The sequence below is a fragment of the Mesorhizobium sp. WSM4816 genome (genome assembly GCF_055811535.1).
In genome coordinates, this window is record NZ_JBVVQR010000029.1 from 25,512 (window position 1) to 41,590 (window position 16,079).

The 16,079-nt window shown below is 62.3% G+C and carries 16 protein-coding genes; 2 read left to right on the forward strand and 14 right to left on the reverse strand.

Features of this window, described 5'->3' with window-relative positions; all coding sequences use genetic code 11:
* Positions 1–76: 76 nt before the first annotated feature.
* The 3 genes from ntrC to dusB are packed head-to-tail and all read right to left on the reverse strand — an operon-like array spanning position 77 to position 3,701.
* Positions 77–1,537 (reverse strand): nitrogen regulation protein NR(I), encoded by a 1,461-nt coding sequence (gene ntrC, locus AC0L3H_RS24665; RefSeq protein ID WP_473587182.1) that lies wholly within the window; start codon positions 1,535–1,537, stop codon positions 77–79.
* Entirely contained in the window at positions 1,534–2,676 is a 1,143-nt protein-coding gene (locus tag AC0L3H_RS24670; RefSeq protein ID WP_473587183.1) for a two-component system sensor histidine kinase NtrB, read from the reverse strand. Before AC0L3H_RS24670 ends, ntrC begins: the two co-directional genes overlap by 4 nt.
* The gene (gene dusB / locus AC0L3H_RS24675) at positions 2,673–3,701 is read right to left on the reverse strand and encodes a tRNA dihydrouridine synthase DusB (RefSeq protein ID WP_473587184.1); all 1,029 of its coding nucleotides are present in this window, start codon (positions 3,699–3,701) and stop codon (positions 2,673–2,675) included. The genes AC0L3H_RS24670 and dusB overlap by 4 nt, the downstream gene beginning before the upstream one ends.
* A 218-nt stretch (positions 3,702–3,919) precedes the next feature.
* Between dusB and AC0L3H_RS24680 the strand changes: the two genes are divergently transcribed.
* Together AC0L3H_RS24680 and AC0L3H_RS24685 are read left to right on the forward strand one after the other, a co-directional pair.
* Complete coding sequence (locus AC0L3H_RS24680) at positions 3,920–5,149, forward strand: bifunctional 2-C-methyl-D-erythritol 4-phosphate cytidylyltransferase/2-C-methyl-D-erythritol 2,4-cyclodiphosphate synthase (RefSeq protein WP_473587185.1); 1,230 nt, start codon at positions 3,920–3,922, stop codon at positions 5,147–5,149.
* Complete coding sequence (locus AC0L3H_RS24685; RefSeq protein WP_473587186.1) at positions 5,146–5,655, forward strand: CinA family protein; 510 nt, start codon at positions 5,146–5,148, stop codon at positions 5,653–5,655. The genes AC0L3H_RS24680 and AC0L3H_RS24685 overlap by 4 nt, the downstream gene beginning before the upstream one ends.
* Here AC0L3H_RS24685 and AC0L3H_RS24690 read toward each other — a convergent pair.
* From AC0L3H_RS24690 to eno, 11 genes are all read right to left on the reverse strand, one after another.
* The gene (locus tag AC0L3H_RS24690) at positions 5,631–6,089 is read right to left on the reverse strand and encodes a type II toxin-antitoxin system RatA family toxin (RefSeq protein ID WP_023799229.1); all 459 of its coding nucleotides are present in this window, start codon (positions 6,087–6,089) and stop codon (positions 5,631–5,633) included. The two genes, AC0L3H_RS24685 and AC0L3H_RS24690, sit on opposite strands and share 25 nt — an antisense overlap.
* Before the next feature lie 12 nt (positions 6,090–6,101).
* Positions 6,102–7,067, reverse strand: coding sequence for a lipoyl synthase (lipA, locus tag AC0L3H_RS24695; protein WP_473587187.1), 966 nt, complete (start codon positions 7,065–7,067; stop codon positions 6,102–6,104).
* Positions 7,068–7,193: 126 nt separating this feature from the next.
* Positions 7,194–7,451 carry a GlsB/YeaQ/YmgE family stress response membrane protein gene (locus tag AC0L3H_RS24700; RefSeq protein WP_023799232.1) on the reverse strand — a complete coding sequence of 86 codons (258 nt, stop codon included), beginning with the start codon at positions 7,449–7,451 and terminating at the stop codon, positions 7,194–7,196.
* Positions 7,452–7,547: 96 nt separating this feature from the next.
* A complete protein-coding gene (gene lpdA, locus AC0L3H_RS24705) occupies positions 7,548–9,011 on the reverse strand; it encodes a dihydrolipoyl dehydrogenase (protein WP_473587189.1) in 1,464 nt (487 codons plus the stop codon).
* Between the two features lie 19 nt (positions 9,012–9,030).
* Positions 9,031–9,669, reverse strand: a complete 639-nt coding sequence (locus tag AC0L3H_RS24710) for an SGNH/GDSL hydrolase family protein (RefSeq protein ID WP_128248138.1) — start codon at positions 9,667–9,669, stop codon at positions 9,031–9,033.
* 146 nt (positions 9,670–9,815) lie between these two features.
* The gene (locus AC0L3H_RS24715) at positions 9,816–11,228 is read right to left on the reverse strand and encodes a pyruvate dehydrogenase complex dihydrolipoamide acetyltransferase (RefSeq protein WP_473587190.1); all 1,413 of its coding nucleotides are present in this window, start codon (positions 11,226–11,228) and stop codon (positions 9,816–9,818) included.
* A 9-nt stretch (positions 11,229–11,237) separates the two neighbouring features.
* Positions 11,238–11,531 carry a DUF5076 domain-containing protein gene (locus AC0L3H_RS24720; RefSeq protein ID WP_473587191.1) on the reverse strand — a complete coding sequence of 98 codons (294 nt, stop codon included), beginning with the start codon at positions 11,529–11,531 and terminating at the stop codon, positions 11,238–11,240.
* A 4-nt stretch (positions 11,532–11,535) separates the two neighbouring features.
* Positions 11,536–12,924: a pyruvate dehydrogenase complex E1 component subunit beta gene (locus AC0L3H_RS24725; RefSeq protein ID WP_473587192.1), complete on the reverse strand. Its 1,389-nt coding sequence runs from the start codon at positions 12,922–12,924 to the stop codon at positions 11,536–11,538.
* Between the two features lie 15 nt (positions 12,925–12,939).
* The gene (gene pdhA / locus AC0L3H_RS24730) at positions 12,940–13,986 is read right to left on the reverse strand and encodes a pyruvate dehydrogenase (acetyl-transferring) E1 component subunit alpha (RefSeq protein WP_027153999.1); all 1,047 of its coding nucleotides are present in this window, start codon (positions 13,984–13,986) and stop codon (positions 12,940–12,942) included.
* 172 nt (positions 13,987–14,158) lie between these two features.
* A complete protein-coding gene (locus tag AC0L3H_RS24735; RefSeq protein ID WP_473587193.1) occupies positions 14,159–14,482 on the reverse strand; it encodes an FtsB family cell division protein in 324 nt (107 codons plus the stop codon).
* 199 nt (positions 14,483–14,681) lie between these two features.
* Entirely contained in the window at positions 14,682–15,956 is a 1,275-nt protein-coding gene (gene eno / locus AC0L3H_RS24740; protein ID WP_473587194.1) for a phosphopyruvate hydratase, read from the reverse strand.
* Positions 15,957–16,079 lie beyond the last annotated feature (123 nt).

A 16,079-nucleotide genomic window follows, 5' to 3' on the forward strand; every position in this document is an offset into this window, starting at 1 on the left:
CGATCCCCCGGAAAAGGCTTCGCTCTGTCACACCGGCCCGAAATTCGGGATCGATTTATTGAAAGAAAACGGCGCTCTAAGCTTGCCTGGTCGATTTGTAGACGTTGACGCCGAGTTCGCGAATCTTCTTGCGCAGCGTGTTGCGATTGAGCCCGAGGAGCTCCGCAGCCTTGATCTGGTTGCCGCGGGTTGCCGTCATCGAAGCAAGCACCAGCGGATATTCGACCTCGGAAAGGATACGCTGATAGAGGCCGGCGGGCGGCAAGTCGCCGGCGAACGAAGCAAAATAGCGTTGCAGGAAATGTTCCACCGCCTGGCCGATGGACAGGTCGTCGGGAATGAGGTTGCCGCCGCCGGGAACGACCGGCCTCTCGCCGGTCTTCAGTTCCGCCTCAATGACTTCGGCAGAAATCTCGTCCTGCGAATAGAGCGCGGCAAGTCTGCGGACGAGATTTTCGAGCTCGCGCACGTTGCCCGGCCACGGATAGCGCTTCATCAGCTCGATGCCGCCCGTGGAAATGCGCTTGGTCTGCAGGCCTTCGCTGGCGCCAAGCTTGAAGAAGTGCCGGACGAGATCCGGAACGTCCTCGGACCGCTCGCGCAGCGCCGGCAGCCTTAGCGGCACGACATTCAGGCGATAGAACAGATCCTCGCGGAAAAGCCCTTGATTGATCAGCGTGCGCAGATCCTTGTTGGTGGCGGCGACGATGCGCACGTCGGTCTTGATCGGCGTGCGGCCGCCGACGGTGGTGTATTCGCCCTGCTGCAGGACACGCAGCAGGCGGGTCTGCGCCTCCATCGGCATGTCGCCAATCTCGTCAAGGAAGAGCGTGCCGCCTTCGGCCTGCTCGAAACGGCCGGTGGAGCGGTTCTGCGCGCCGGTGAAGGCGCCCTTCTCGTGCCCGAACAGTTCCGATTCGATCAGGTCGCGCGGGATCGCAGCCATGTTGATCGCGACAAAGGGGCCGCCGCGGCGGCGGCCATACTCGTGCAGCGCGCGCGCGACCAGTTCCTTGCCGGTGCCCGATTCGCCTGAAATCATCACCGTGAGGTCGGTCTGCATCATGCGCGCCAGCATGCGGTAGATATCCTGCATGGCGGCCGAGCGGCCAACCAGCGGCATGGTTTCCGGCGGCTCGTCCGTCCGCGCATCGATCTTCGGCCGTCGGGGCTCGGAAAGCGCCCGGTTGACGATGTTGAGAAGCTCGGTCAGGTCGAACGGTTTCGGCAGATATTCGTATGCGCCGGTTTCGGAGGCGCGAATCGCGGTCATGAACGTGTTCTGGGCGCTCATGACGATGACGGGCAGTTCCGGTCGCGCCTTCTTGATGCGCGGCAGCATGTCGAAGGCGTTTTCGTCGGGCATAACCACGTCGGTGATGACGAGATCGCCCTCGCCCGCCGCCACCCAGCGCCACAGCGTCGAGGCGTTGGACGTCACGCGCACCTCATGGCCGACGCGCGAAAGCGCCTGATTGAGGACGGTGCGGATGGCCGCATCGTCGTCAGCGACGAGAATATTGCCGCGAACCGTCATTTGCGGTCTCCTTCGCCATCGTCGTCAGTGCCGAACGGCGTTTCCTTCCAGGCTGGCATCAGGATGCGGAAGGTGGTTGCGCGCGGCGTCGAATCGCATTCGATGATGCCGCCATGCTCGCCGACGATTTTCGCTACCAGCGCCAGACCAAGCCCCGACCCGTTCGGCTTGGTGGTGATGAAGGGGTCGAACAGGATCGGCAGGATATCTTCGGAGACGCCAGAACCGTTGTCGCGCACGCAAAATTCCAGCGGCAGCGACACGCGGCCCTGCGATCCTGGAACGGAAACACGGATGCCCGGCCGGAACGCGGTCGACAGGGTGATCTCGCCTTGCGGATCGCCGCCAATGGCCTCGGCCGCATTCTTGACCAGGTTGAGGAACACCTGGATGAGCTGGTCGCGGTTGGCGAAAACCGGAGGCAATGATGGATCATAATCCTCCAATATCTTGATCCGCTTGGCAAAACCGTTCTTGGCGATCGCTTTCACATGGTCGAGCACGACATGGATGTTGACCGGATAGCGATCGACGGGCCGCTCGTCGGAAAACACCTCCATGCGATCGACCAGCGAGACGATGCGGTCGGTCTCGTCGGTGATCAGCCGGGTCAGCGCGCGATCCTCGTCGGAAGCCGACAGTTCGAGCAGTTGGGCGGCGCCCCGGATGCCGGATAGCGGGTTCTTGATCTCGTGGGCAAGCATCGCGGCAAGGCCGGTCACCGAGCGTGCGGCACCGCGGTGCGTCATCTGCCGGTCGATCTTGTCGGCCATCGACCGTTCCTGGAACATCACCACGACGGAGCCCGGGAATTCCGACACCGGCGCGACATAGAGATCGACGACCTTCTCGATGCCGAGGCGCGGCGACGACACGTCGACCCGGTATTCGTTGACGGGTGCCCGGCGCTCGCGCACCTGGTCGACAAGCGTCAGCAACGGGCTGCCGAAGGGAATGAGCTTGGATAATGTGTTGCGGGCGAGCATGGTCGCGCTCGAGCGGAAGAAATCCTCGGCATCGGCGTTGGCGAAGGTGATGAACCCTTCCGCATCGAGCATGATCACCGGGCGGCGGATGGTGTTGAGCACGATGTGTGCGGCGTCCGCGATGTCCATGTTCTGTGCAACGGTGGCATTCATGCTGCGCTCCGCAGGTTCATCGCCTCGGCAGCGCTTGAAAACACCTCGCGCAACGCGGCAATGACGCGGACGGGCTCGAAGCAGGTAAGGATGGCCTTTCGCTGCTCATCAACGACGCCAGCGGCGTGGCGGTCGAGATACCAGCCAAGATGCTTGCGCGCCTGGCGCACGCCGCTTTCGATGCCGTAGAGCGACAGCATGTCCTGATAGTGGGCAACGACGTAGTCGGCCAGCGCTTGCGGGCTTTCCGGCACACCCGGCGTCGCCTCTTTTGCCGCGGCTGCCGCGATGCCGCCTGCCGTCCATGGCACGCCGTAGTGTGCGCGGCCGATCATCACCGCGTCGGCGCCCGACTGGTCGAGGATCATTGCTGCCTCCGCCGGCGAGCCGACATCGCCATTGGCAACGACCGGGATCGAAACAGCCTGCTTTATGCGTGCGATGGCGCGCCAGTCGGCCTTGCCCTGGTAGAACTGGCAGCGCGTGCGGCCATGCACCGTCACCATCTGAACCCCCGCCTGCTCGGCGCGGCGCGCCAGAACAGGCGCATTGAGCGCGCTTTCGTCCCAGCCGAGCCGCATCTTGACCGTGACCGGCACCTCGACGGCGCCGACCACCGCCTCGATCAGCGACAAAGCGTGATCGAGATCGCGCATCAGCGCCGAACCGGCATAGCCGCCCGTCACCTTCTTGGCCGGGCAGCCCATGTTGATGTCGATGATGTCGGCGCCCTCGCCCGCGGCTATACGGGCGCCCTCTGCCATATGCACCGCCTCACGGCCGGCAAGCTGGACCATGTGCACCGGCAGCCCGGAATGGCGGATGCGCAGGCCGCAACCGGCTCTGCCCCTGGCAAGTTCGCCGCTCGCCACCATCTCCGACACCACCAACCCGGCGCCATGCGCATAGGCACGCTGCCGGAACGGCTCATCTGTTATGCCCGACATGGGCGCGAGAAAAGCGCGATTGCGGATTCTCACACGACCCACATCCAGCGGAGATGCCAATTTTGTCAGGTCAAGCATGCACAAAAACCAAGCATTTTTAATAGCTGCACATTCACTAGCCAGAATGGCGGCAATGTGCAACGCGCAATGACGTCGCATTAAGGCGCATTTGGGAAAATGCTGGCACTAGCCAAAGTGCGGTGCGAGTAGGGGACGCTATTGGCACTTTGCATCTGCGCATGATCTCTTCCGAAAAGCGATTCCACTTTTTGGGATGATGCGCTAAGCGTCTCGGCATGACAGACGCAAGCGAAAAGCAGGCTTTGGCTGCGGACGACAAGATTGCCGTCGTTATCGTCGCCGCCGGCCGCGGCGCGCGCGCCGGTCAGGCCGACGGGCCGAAACAATACCAAAGGATCGGCGGCCGTGCCGTCATCGCGCGCACATTGGACGTGTTTTTGGCGCATATGAAAATCGGTCCTGTCGTCGTCGCCATTCATGCCGACGACAGCGGGCTTTTTCGCAGCGCCGCTGGCGCCAACGCCGGTCGGGTGGTCACGGTGACCGGTGGCGCGTCCAGGCAGGACTCCGTCCGGCTCGGATTGCTTGCGCTGAGAGGCCATGCGCCGCGCCGGGTTCTGGTCCATGACGCCGTCCGCCCGTTCGTCGACGCGGAATTGATAGACCGCACGATCGCCGCCATCGGCGAGCGCCAGGCAGCGCTGCCTGCCCTGCCCGTCGCCGATACGCTGAAACGCGAGTCGGCCGCGGGCATGATCGGCGAGACGGTTTCCAGGAACGGGCTTCATGCCGCGCAGACGCCGCAGGGCTTCCCGTTCTGGCCGATCCTGGCCGCCCATGAAAAGGCCCATCATCTGGGCAAGGCGGACTTCACCGACGATGCCGCGATTGCCGAATGGGCGAACATTCCGGTGAAAATCGTCCCGGGCTCGCCGGACAATGTCAAACTCACCTGGGCAAGGGATATCTCCATGGCGGATCAGCGGCTTTCCGGCGAACGGCCGCGTTTTCCGGACATCCGCACCGGCAATGGCTACGACGTCCATGCCTTCGAGCACGGCGACCATGTCGTCCTGTGCGGCGTCTCGATCCCGCACGACAAGAAACTGTCCGGCCATTCGGACGCCGATGTCGGCCTGCACGCCTTGACCGACGCGCTGCTCGCCACTTGCGGCGCTGGCGACATCGGCACGCATTTCCCGCCATCGGACCCGCAGTGGAAAGGCGTGGCCTCGCGGATCTTCGTCGAGCATGCGGCAAGATTGGTGCGCGCGCGCGGCGGGCGTATCGCCAACGCCGACATCACGCTGATCTGCGAGGCGCCGCGCGTCGGCCCGCATCGCGAAGCAATGACCGAAATCCTTTCGGCAATGCTGGCGATTTCCCGGGACCGCATCTCGATCAAGGCGACGACCAACGAAAAGCTCGGCTTTGTCGGACGCGAGGAAGGCATAGCCGCCATCGCCACCGCCAGCGTCGTGTTTCCAGGTGATGTCCCCGAATGAGCAACAGCGATCTCGCAGATGCCCTGCTTCAAGCCTGCCAACAGCGCGGCATCATGCTGGCGACGGCCGAGAGCTGCACCGGCGGCATGATCATCGCCGCCTTGACCGACATCGCCGGCTCGTCGACGGTGGTCGACCGGGGTTTCATCACCTATTCCAACGAGGCCAAGACTGAGATGCTCGGCGTTTCCGCCGCCACGCTCAAGGTGCACGGCGCGGTCTCACGGGAAACGGCGGTCGAGATGGCAGCCGGCGCCTTGGCCCATTCGCGCGCCGGGCTGACCCTTGCCGTCACCGGCATTGCCGGTCCGGGCGGCGGCTCGACGGAAAAGCCCGTCGGCCTGGTCTGGTTCGGTATCGCCTTGACCGGCCGGCCGGTCGTCAGCGAATTGCAGTTGTTTGCCGACAAGGGCCGCAATTTCATCCGCCGTGAGACGGTCAGGCATGCGCTTAAACTGGGCTTGCGCGCGCTCGCCGCCGATCAGGCTGCCGGCGCTGCGCCATAGATGACGTCGGCGCGCTTCTCGAACGCCTCGGAGAACATGCGGAAGGCGCGATCGAACATCGCTCCCATCACCGCACCCAGAATACGACTCTTGAATTCGTAGTCGATGAAGAAGCAGACATTGCAGCCGCCGTCGGCCGGCTCGAAACGCCAGGCATTGCTCAGATATTTGAACGGACCGTCGATGTATTTGACGTCGATGGCCTTCTCGTCGGGCTTTAGCAGCACCTGCGTGGTGAAAGTCTCGCGGATCGCCTTGTAGCCAATGCTCATGTCGGCGACGAGGAGGGTACGTCCGTCGCGTTCCTTGCGCGAGCGAACCGTCAGCGCCTCGCAAAGCGGCAGGAATTGCGGATAGGATTCGACATCGGCGACCAGAGCGAACATCTGTTCCGGCGTATGCGCAACGCGGCGATGGGCTTCGAATTGTGGCATGAAACCAGTGTGTTAGGCGCACTTCTTGAGAAACGCTTCCCGTGCCGCGCGCAGCTTGGCGAAATCGTCGCCGGCGTGATGCGACGAACGCGTCAACGGGCTCGATGCCACCAGCAGGAAGCCCTTGGTCTTGCCGATCGTCTCAAAAGACTTGAATTCCTCCGGCGTGACGAAACGGATCACCGGATGGTGCTTTTTCGATGGCTGCAGATACTGACCGATGGTCATGAAGTCGACATTGGCCGAACGCAGATCATCCATCAATTGCAGGATCTCGTTCCGCTCCTCGCCAAGGCCAACCATGATGCCGGATTTGGTGAAGATCGAGGGATCGAGTTCCTTGACCCGCTGCAGCAGCCTGATCGAATGGAAATAGCGGGCGCCCGGGCGGACTGTCAGATAGTTCGATGGAACGGTCTCCAGATTGTGGTTGAACACATCAGGCTTGGCCGCCACTACGATCTCCAGCGCGCCTTCCTTGCGCAGGAAGTCGGGCGTCAGGATTTCGATCGTCGTCGAAGGCGTTGCCGCCCTGATGGCGCCGATGACCTCGGCAAAGTGCTGAGCGCCGCCATCGGCGAGATCGTCGCGGTCGACTGAGGTGATGACGACATGGGTTAGACCCATTTGCTTGACGGCGTCGGCGATGCGCGCCGGTTCATCGGGATCGAGCGCGGTCGGAATGCCGGTGGCGACGTTGCAGAAGGCGCAGGCGCGCGTGCAGATCTCGCCCATGATCATGAAGGTGGCGTGCTTCTTCTCCCAGCACTCACCGATATTGGGGCACCCGGCCTCTTCGCACACCGTCACCAGTCTGTGCGACTTCACGATGTCGCGCGTCTCGGCATAGCCTTTCGACATCGGCGCCTTGACGCGGATCCAGTCGGGCTTGCGCAGCACATCCTGGTCAGGCTTGTGCGCCTTTTCAGGATGCCGCAGGCGCGGCGCATTGGCGATCGTGTCGAGGACGGTGACCATCAGAAATCCAGTTCATTCGCGATCGCTTCCGGCGTTCGCTTTCCATCTAGGACTTTTCGCTGCAAAGAAAAAGGCCGCGGCGACGCATGCCGCCACAGCCGTTTTCGCATGGCAAGAGTTCAGCAACTAACGGCGCACCATGCGCCCTGCCAAGATCAGCAGGCAGGCGCCAACGAAACCGGTGATCAGATAGGCGATCCAGCCGGTGCCGAAGGCGCCGATGTTGAGCGCCTGCAGGATGGCATTCAGCACGATCGCGCCGACGATGCCCAGAACGATGTTCATCAAGATGCCCATGTTGCTTTTCATGAACATCTCGGCAAGCCAGCCCGCCAGCCCGCCGATGATGATGGCTGCGATCCAGCCCACGCCATTCACGTCCATATGCCCTCTCCTCTGGTGATAAATGCATCCGGAAACGAATTACCTTACGGTTGAGTTCCTTGGCTCTCACCTTTTGAGTCTCACGCGGTCAATTTATCACGCGTTGAGCGCGCGGCCATAGGCGTCGAGCACGCTTTCCTTCATCATCTCCGACAGCGTCGGGTGCGGGAAGATCGTGTGCATCAGCTCTTCCTCGGTGGTCTCCAGGTTCATCGCCACGACAAAGCCCTGGATCAGCTCGGTCACTTCGGCACCGACCATATGCGCGCCGAGCAACTGCCCGGTCTTCCTGTCGAAGATGGTTTTTACGAAACCCTGGTCCTCGCCGAGCGCGATGGCCTTGCCGTTGGCGGCGAACTGGAAGCGGCCGACGCGGATGTCCTTGCCTTCGGCCTTGGCTTTCGCTTCGGTCAACCCGACGGAGGCAACCTGCGGGTTGCAATAGGTGCAGCCCGGAATTTTCAATTTGTCAGTGGCGTGCACGCCGGGGACGTTGGCGATCTTTTCCACGCAGACCACGCCTTCATGCTCGGCCTTGTGGGCGAGCATAGGCGGGCCGGCAACGTCGCCGATGGCATAGATGCCGGGCACATTGGTGCTGCCGTAGCCGTCGACGACGACGCAGCCGCGATCGGTCTTCACGCCGAGCGCCTCGAGGCCGAGATTCTCGATATTGCCCTGCACGCCGACGGCCGAGATCATCCGGTCGGCGGTGATCTTCTCGACCTTGCCGTCCTTCATCTCGACATGCGCGGTTACCGAGTTCGCAGCTTTTTCGACCTTGGTGACCTTGGCATCGAGGATGATCTTCATGCCTTGCTTCTCGAACTGCTTTTGCGCGAATTTCGAGACCTCTGCGTCCTCGACCGGCATCACCGCCGGCAATAGCTCGACCACCGTCACCTCCGCGCCCATGGTGCGGTAGAATGAGGCGAATTCGATGCCGATTGCGCCCGAACCCATCACCAGCAGCGATTTCGGCATCTCCTTCGGCACCATCGCTTCGAAATAGGTCCAGATCAGCTTGCCGTCGGGCTCGATGCCGGGCAACGCCCGCGGCCTGGCCCCGGTCGCCAGGATGATGTGCTTGGCAGTGTATGTGCCCTCCCCCTTGACGCCCTTGGGCGCCGGCGGCTGTGGCTCCATCGGCTTCTTCGACGATTTCGACACGACGATCTCGCCCGCCCTGTCGCCGGAAGCCGTTTTGGACAGCTTGGCTTCGCCCCAGATGACATCGACCTTGTTCTTCTTCATCAGGAAGGCCACGCCGCCGTTCAGCCGCAGCGAGACCTTTCGCGAGCGGTCGACCACGGCAGCGGTATCGACGCTGACCTTGCCGTCGATCTTCAAGCCGTAGTCCTTCAAATGATCCGAATAGTGCATGATCTCGGCCGAACGCAGCAGCGCCTTGGTCGGGATGCAACCCCAGTTGAGGCAGATGCCGCCGAGATGCTCGCGCTCGACGATCGCTGTCTTGAACCCGAGTTGGGCGGAACGCACCGCCGTGACATAGCCGCCGGGGCCGGAGCCGATGATGATGACGTCGTAGTTCTCAGCCACGGATTTCTCCCATGATTCTCTAGAGTTCCAGCATCACGCGCACGATTGGCGCCAATGCCTGCCCGATTTTGCGCGTGTTCTCTGCGTCGAGATGGACGCCGTCGAGTGGCGTGGTCTCGGCCACCGAGCCGGCATCGAAGAAGCCGCAGCCGACCTCGTCGGCAAGGACGGAATATTGTGGCGCCAGCCGCTTCGACGCTTCATCGCCGCCGGCGAACATTTCTTTGAATTCGGCGTTTTCCGTGCGGCTGACGGCGGGCGGCGCGACGATCAGGATTTGCGGCGACGGCCAATCGAACGGGTAGTCGTGACCGCGCACGATGTCGATCAGGCGCTGCATGCCTTGCTTGGCGGCGACCGGATTGCCGTGAATCCACGGCTTCATGTCGTTGGCGCCGAGCATGATAATGACCAGGTCGATCGGCGCATGCGTCATCAGGATCGTCGGCAGCACTCTTGCGCCGTTACGGTCGGCGCCGGCCAAATGGTCGTCGAAAGCCGTTGTGCGGCCGTTCAAGCCTTCGGCGATGACCTCGATACCGCCTCCCAACGTCGCCTGCAGCACACTCGGCCAGCGGTCCTTGAGCGGGTGGCGATCCAGACTTGCCGCATCATAGCCCCAGGTCAGCGAATCGCCGTAGCAAAGGACTGTTTTCATGCGTTTGCCCCACTCCGGTCGAAATCTGCCTGCGCGCGCCTCACCCGCCCGCCCACGAACAGCCAATGCACGACGATCGTTGCAACGCTGGAAGGGCTGAAGGCAAAAAGGCTGGTGAAGAGTTCCCGCACCGCCTTCTTTCCCCTCTAGACCAGCATGCCCATCGGGTTTTCGATCATGCGCTTGAAGGCGACGAGCAGTTCGGCGCCGAGCGCGCCGTCGACAGCGCGGTGATCGGTCGACAATGTCACCGACATGATGGTGGCGATCTTGATCTCACCGTTCTTGACCACCGCGCGCTCCTCGCCGGCGCCGACCGCCAGGATCGTCGCATGCGGCGGGTTGATGACGGCGGCAAAGTCCTTGATGCCGAACATGCCGAGATTGGACACCGCCGTGGTGCCACCCTGGTATTCTTCCGGCTTCAGCTTGCGGCTGCGCGCGCGGCTGGCAAGATCCTTCATCTCGTTGGAGATGACCGACAGCGTCTTTTCGTCGGCACGCCGGATGATCGGGGTGATCAGCCCGCCGGGGATCGACACGGCGACACCGACGTCGGCATGCTTGTGCTTGACCATGGCGCTCTCGGTCCATGACGCATTGGCATCCGGCACCGCCATCAGCGCCATTGCCATCGCTTTGATGACCATGTCGTTGACCGACAGCTTGTAGGCCGGCGCCTCACCCTTGTCGGTCTTCTTCACCGGGGCGGCCGCATTGACCTGTGTGCGCAGGGCCAGGAGCGCATCAAGCTCGCAGTCGAGCGTCAGGTAGAAATGCGGGATGGTGGTCGTGGCCTCGACCAGCCGGCGCGCAATGGTCTTGCGCATGTTGTCATGCGGGACAAGCTCGTAAGAGCCGTCGGCAAACAGTTTCAGCACCTGGTCGTCCGACATTGGCTTGGCTGCGGCCGCCGGAGCCGGAGCGCCGGCAGGTGCCGCTTTCGCGGCGGGTGCTGCCTTGGCGCCGCCGCTGGAAATCGCTGCATCGACATCGGCCTTGACCACGCGGCCATGCGGGCCGGAGCCTGTCACCGCGGAGACATCGACACCGGCTTCCCGGGCGATGCGACGGGCCAGCGGCGAGGCGAAGGTGCGACCGTCCGACTGGCTGATCTCCCCCCTTGTGGGGGAGATGGCCGGCAGGCCAGAGGGGGGCGCCTCGTTCCTTGCCGCTCGCGGGACAGCGCCCCCCTCTGTCGACTTCGTCGACATCTCCCCCACGGGTGGGGAGATTGGCGCCTTATCCTGTTTTGCCTCGGCTTTTGCCGGAGCGGCAGCGCCGTCACCGCTCTTGGCGGCAGCCGCCGCATCTTCACCTTCGGCGGCGAGCACGGCGATCAGCGCGTTGACCTTGACGCCTTCGGTGCCGGCTGGAACCACCAGCTTGGCCACAGTGCCCTCATCGACGGCTTCGACTTCCATCGTCGCCTTGTCGGTCTCGATCTCGGCGATCACATCGCCCGGCGAAACCTTGTCGCCCTCCTTGACCAGCCACTTGGCAAGATTGCCCTCTTCCATCGTGGGCGACAGGGCCGGCATGGTGATGTTGATCGGCATTTTTCCTCCTCAGTTCCGCCCGGTTAGCGAACGGTGCTGGATATTGAACTGCTCCGACATTCTGCCTCGATAGCCTTCTTCCAATGCCTGAAGCGTCTCGTTTTCAGCGATGCCATCTTGTTCCAGTCTCATCCTGGCTATGTGCATGCCGACATCAGCGAGCACCATGCCCCAGTTGTGAGCGTTTGGTCCAAAGAGGTCTTGCATCGTGACGACCGCGTCCGAACCAATCCAGACGCGGAGTATTTCATCGAATTCGCTGTTCTCGACGACCACCGCGGGAACTTCTAGTTCGCGCGACATCTCGTTAACCCCGGTACGTCACGGCTTTCACCGCCTCGATGACTTCCGCGACATTGGGCAATGCCAGCTTTTCGAGGTTTGCCGCGTAGGGCATCGGCACGTCCTTGCCGGCAATGGTGATGACCGGCGCGTCGAGGAAATCGAAGGCGCGCTGCGACACCTGGTTGGCGATATGGTCGCCGACCGAGCTCTGCGGAAATCCTTCCTCCACCACCACCAGACGATTGGTCTTCTTGACCGAGGCGATGATGGTGTCGAAATCGAGAGGGCGGATGGTCCTGAGGTCGATGATCTCGGCATCAATGCCCATGCCGCGCAATTCGGCCTCGGCCTTCACCGTGTAGCTCATGCCGATGCCGAAGGAGACGATGGTGACATCCGTGCCCGACTTGTGGATGCGCGCCTTGCCAATCGGCAGCACGAAATCGTCGATCTTCGGCACATCGAAGGACTGGCCGTAGAGGATTTCGTTCTCGAGGAAGATGACCGGGTTCGGGTCGCGGATCGCGGCCTTCAGCAATCCCTTGGCGTCGGCGGCGGTGTAGGGCATCACCACTTTGAGGCCGGGAATGTGGCTGTACCAGGCGGCATAGCACTGTGAGTGCTGGGCGGCGACGCGGGCGGCCGCGCCGTTTGGCCCGCGAAAGACGATGGGCGCGCCCATCTGGCCGCCGGACATGTAGAGCGTCTTGGCGGCGGAGTTGATGATATGATCGATCGCCTGCATGGCGAAGTTGAAGGTCATGAACTCGACGATCGGCCTCAGGCCGGCCATCGCCGCGCCAACACCGACGCCGGCAAAACCGTGCTCGGTGATCGGCGTGTCGACGACGCGACGCGCCCCGAATTCCTGCAGCAGCCCTTGCGTGATCTTGTAAGCGCCCTGGTACTCGGCGACCTCCTCGCCCATCACGAAGACGTCTGCGTCACGGCGCATTTCCTCGGCCATCGCGTCACGCAGCGCTTCGCGCACCGTGGTCGAGACCATCTCCGTGCCGGCCGGGATGTCGGGATCGGCGGCGATTTCGGTTCTCGGCGCCGCGGCGACAGGTGCTGCGCCCTCGCTTTTGGCCGCAGCAGGCGCTGGCGCTGCAGTTTCCGGCTTGGCAGGTTCCTCGCCGATGCCTTCGCCTGCCTTGTCGACGTCTTCACCATCAACGGCGAGCACGGCGATCAGCGTGTTGACCTTGACACCTTCGGTGCCGGCAGGAACCACGATTTTGGCTAGCGTGCCTTCGTCGACGGCCTCGACTTCCATCGTCGCCTTGTCGGTTTCGATCTCGGCGATGACATCACCAGCGACAACCCTATCGCCCTCTTTCTTCAACCATTTGGAAACATTGCCCTCTTCCATAGTCGGCGAGAGAGCGGGCATGAGAATTTCGATCGGCATGGCCTTGCCCTCTCGTTACAGTACGATATCGGTCCAGAGCTCGGACGGATCCGGCTCTGCGTCGTTCTGGGCAAATTCGGCGGCGTCGGCGACAATGTCGCGGACCTCCTTGTCGACGGCTTTGAGCTCGTCCTCATCAGCCCACTTCTTGTCGAGCAGGCGCGCCTTGACCTGCTCGATCGGGTCGCGCTCGGAGCGCATCTTCTGCACTTCTTCCTTGGAACGGTATTTTGCCGGATCGGACATCGAGTGGCCGCGGTAGCGGTAGGTCTGCATTTCGAGAATCAGCGGCCCCTTGCCGTCACGGCACCATTCGGTGGCGAGATCGCCGGCTGCCTTGACTGCACGGACGTCCATGCCATCGACCTGGATGCCGGGAATCTTGAAGGAGGCGCCGCGGTGCGAAAAATCCGTCTCGGCCGACGAACGCGTTACCGAGGTGCCCATGGCATAGCGGTTGTTCTCGATGATGAAGATCACCGGCAGCTTCCACAGCGAGGCCATGTTGAAGCTCTCATAGACCTGGCCCTGATTGGCGGCGCCGTCGCCGAAATAGGTCAGTGTCACATTATTGTTGCCGCGATAGCGATTGGCGAAGGCGAGGCCGGTGCCGAGCGAGACCTGCGCGCCGACAATGCCGTGGCCGCCGTAAAAATGCTTCTCCTTGGAGAACATGTGCATGGAGCCGCCCTTGCCCCTGGACAGGCCGCCGCGGCGCCCGGTCAATTCGGCCATGACGCCGCGCGGCGACAGTTCCATCGCCAGCATGTGACCATGGTCGCGGTAGGCGGTGATCATCTGGTCGCCGTCGATCAGCGCCATCTTCATGCCGGTGACAACTGCTTCCTGGCCGATATAGAGGTGGCAGAAGCCACCGATGAAGCCCATGCCGTAGAGCTGGCCGGCCTTTTCCTCGAAGCGGCGAATGAGCAGCATGCGCCGGTAGGCGTCAAGCTCCTCATCCTTGGTGAAGTCGAGAGGTTTGGGGGCTGAAAGCCCTGCCGATTTGCCGTCGGATTTGGGTTTGGTTTTGGCAGGCGCTTTTCTGGCGGCGGTGGCCATGCATCACTCCCTGTTGGCGTCTCTTGCGGACACTGAGGGAGATCAGTTCTCCCCACCGATTTGGCAAAGGCTAACACGCGAGAAAGCGTTTCGCCATGCCGAAAAATGCATGGCTGACATGCGTCTAAGCGATTAAAATCGTTGAAAATATCGGCGATTAACTTGAATTTGGTTATCTTGCCGTGGCCGGTAGCATGATGGTGATTTCGTCGGCGTGGGACACATTGAGCGCCTTGCGCGCCTGCTCGTCGAGCATGTCCTTCTCCAGCGTGCCCTGATGCATGAGCTGAACACGCCGCTGCAGATCGAGCCGGCGCGCCTTGACGGCATCGAGCTTAACTTGCAGGTCGACGGCTTCGGCTTGCAACCGGTATTTGGAATAGATGCCGAATTCGCCGTGGTAGGCATGAAAGCCGAAATAGGCGAGGAACGCCACGCAGAGCGAGGGGATGATCAGCCGACCGGTATTTCTCTGCTTGTGCTGACGTGTCCACATGACCCAAATCCCTTAGAGCGCCGCGCGCGCCTGGACGCGCAAAGGGCGCTCTAACCACTCTGCGACCTAGCCCTTTCTCGCCCGATTGTGCTTAATGGACGGTTACGGACGACCGGATCTGGCGGTGTTGAAACAAAAAAGGCGAGAATGCCCCGCCCTTTCGTTTTCGGATTTTCTGGGTTTTAGGATTTTCTGCGGCTCAGCCCTTCACGATCGACTTGCCGGCGTAGAGCGCCTGTTTGCCGAGCTCTTCCTCGATGCGGATGAGCTGATTGTACTTGGCCATGCGATCCGACCGCGACAGCGAACCCGTCTTGATCTGCCCGCAATTGGTGGCGACGGCGAGATCGGCGATGGTCGAATCTTCGGTTTCGCCCGAGCGGTGCGACATGACCGCGGTGTAGCCGGCCTTGTGCGCGGTCTCGACGGCATCGAGCGTTTCGGTCAGTGAGCCGATCTGGTTGACCTTGACCAGGATAGAATTTGCGACGCCCATGCGGATGCCGTCGCGCAGCCGGGCCGTATTGGTGACGAACAGATCATCGCCGACCAGCTGGGTCTTGTTGCCGATGAGGTCGGTCAGCGTTTTCCAGCCGTCCCAGTCGTCCTCGGCCAACCCATCCTCGATGGTGATGATCGGATAGTCCGCGGCGAGCTTGGCCAGATACTTGGCCTGGGTCTTCGGATCGCGGGTCTTTTTCTCGCCTTCATAGACGTAGTTGCCGTCCTTGAAGAATTCGGTCGCGGCGCAGTCGAGGCCGAGCGCAACCTCTTCGCCCGGCTTGAAGCCGGCCTTCTCGATCGATTCCATGATGAAATCGAGCGCTGCGGGCGCGCTTTTCAAGTTAGGAGCGAAGCCACCCTCGTCGCCGACATTGGTGTTGTGGCCGGCGTCCTTCAGCCGCTTCCTCAGCGTATGGAAGATCTCCGAACCCCAGCGCACGCCATCACGCAGTGTCGGCGCACCGATCGGCAGGATCATGAATTCCTGGAAATCGATCGGGTTGTCGGCATGGGCGCCACCGTTGATGATGTTCATCATCGGCACCGGGAGCACATGCGCCTTGGTGCCACCGACATAGCGGTAGAGCGGCAGGCCAGCCGCTTCCGCCGCAGCCTTGGCCACCGCCAGCGACACGCCAAGGATCGCATTGGCGCCGAGGCGGCTCTTGTTGGGTGTGCCGTCGATCTCGATCATGGTCTGGTCGATGTGGATCTGGTTCTCGGCTTCCATCCCGCCGATAGCCTCGAACAGCTCGCCATTGACGGCCTCTACCGCCCGCAGGACGCCCTTGCCGAGGTAGCGGGCGCCGCCGTCGCGCAGCTCGACCGCCTCATGCGCGCCGGTCGAGGCGCCGGAAGGCACCGCAGCGCGGCCCATCGAGCCGTCTTCGAGCACGACGTCGACCTCGACGGTCGGGTTTCCGCGGCTGTCCAGGATTTCGCGCCCGACAATGTCGATGATGGCAGTCATTGCGATGTCCCCGATTGATCTGACGAAGCGTCGCGCACGTCTTAGCCAAAGTGCCGCAAAACGCAATCGGGGCGTCCGCAAATAGTGCCGCCACTTCCGCCACATCGAATCACGAAGCACAAA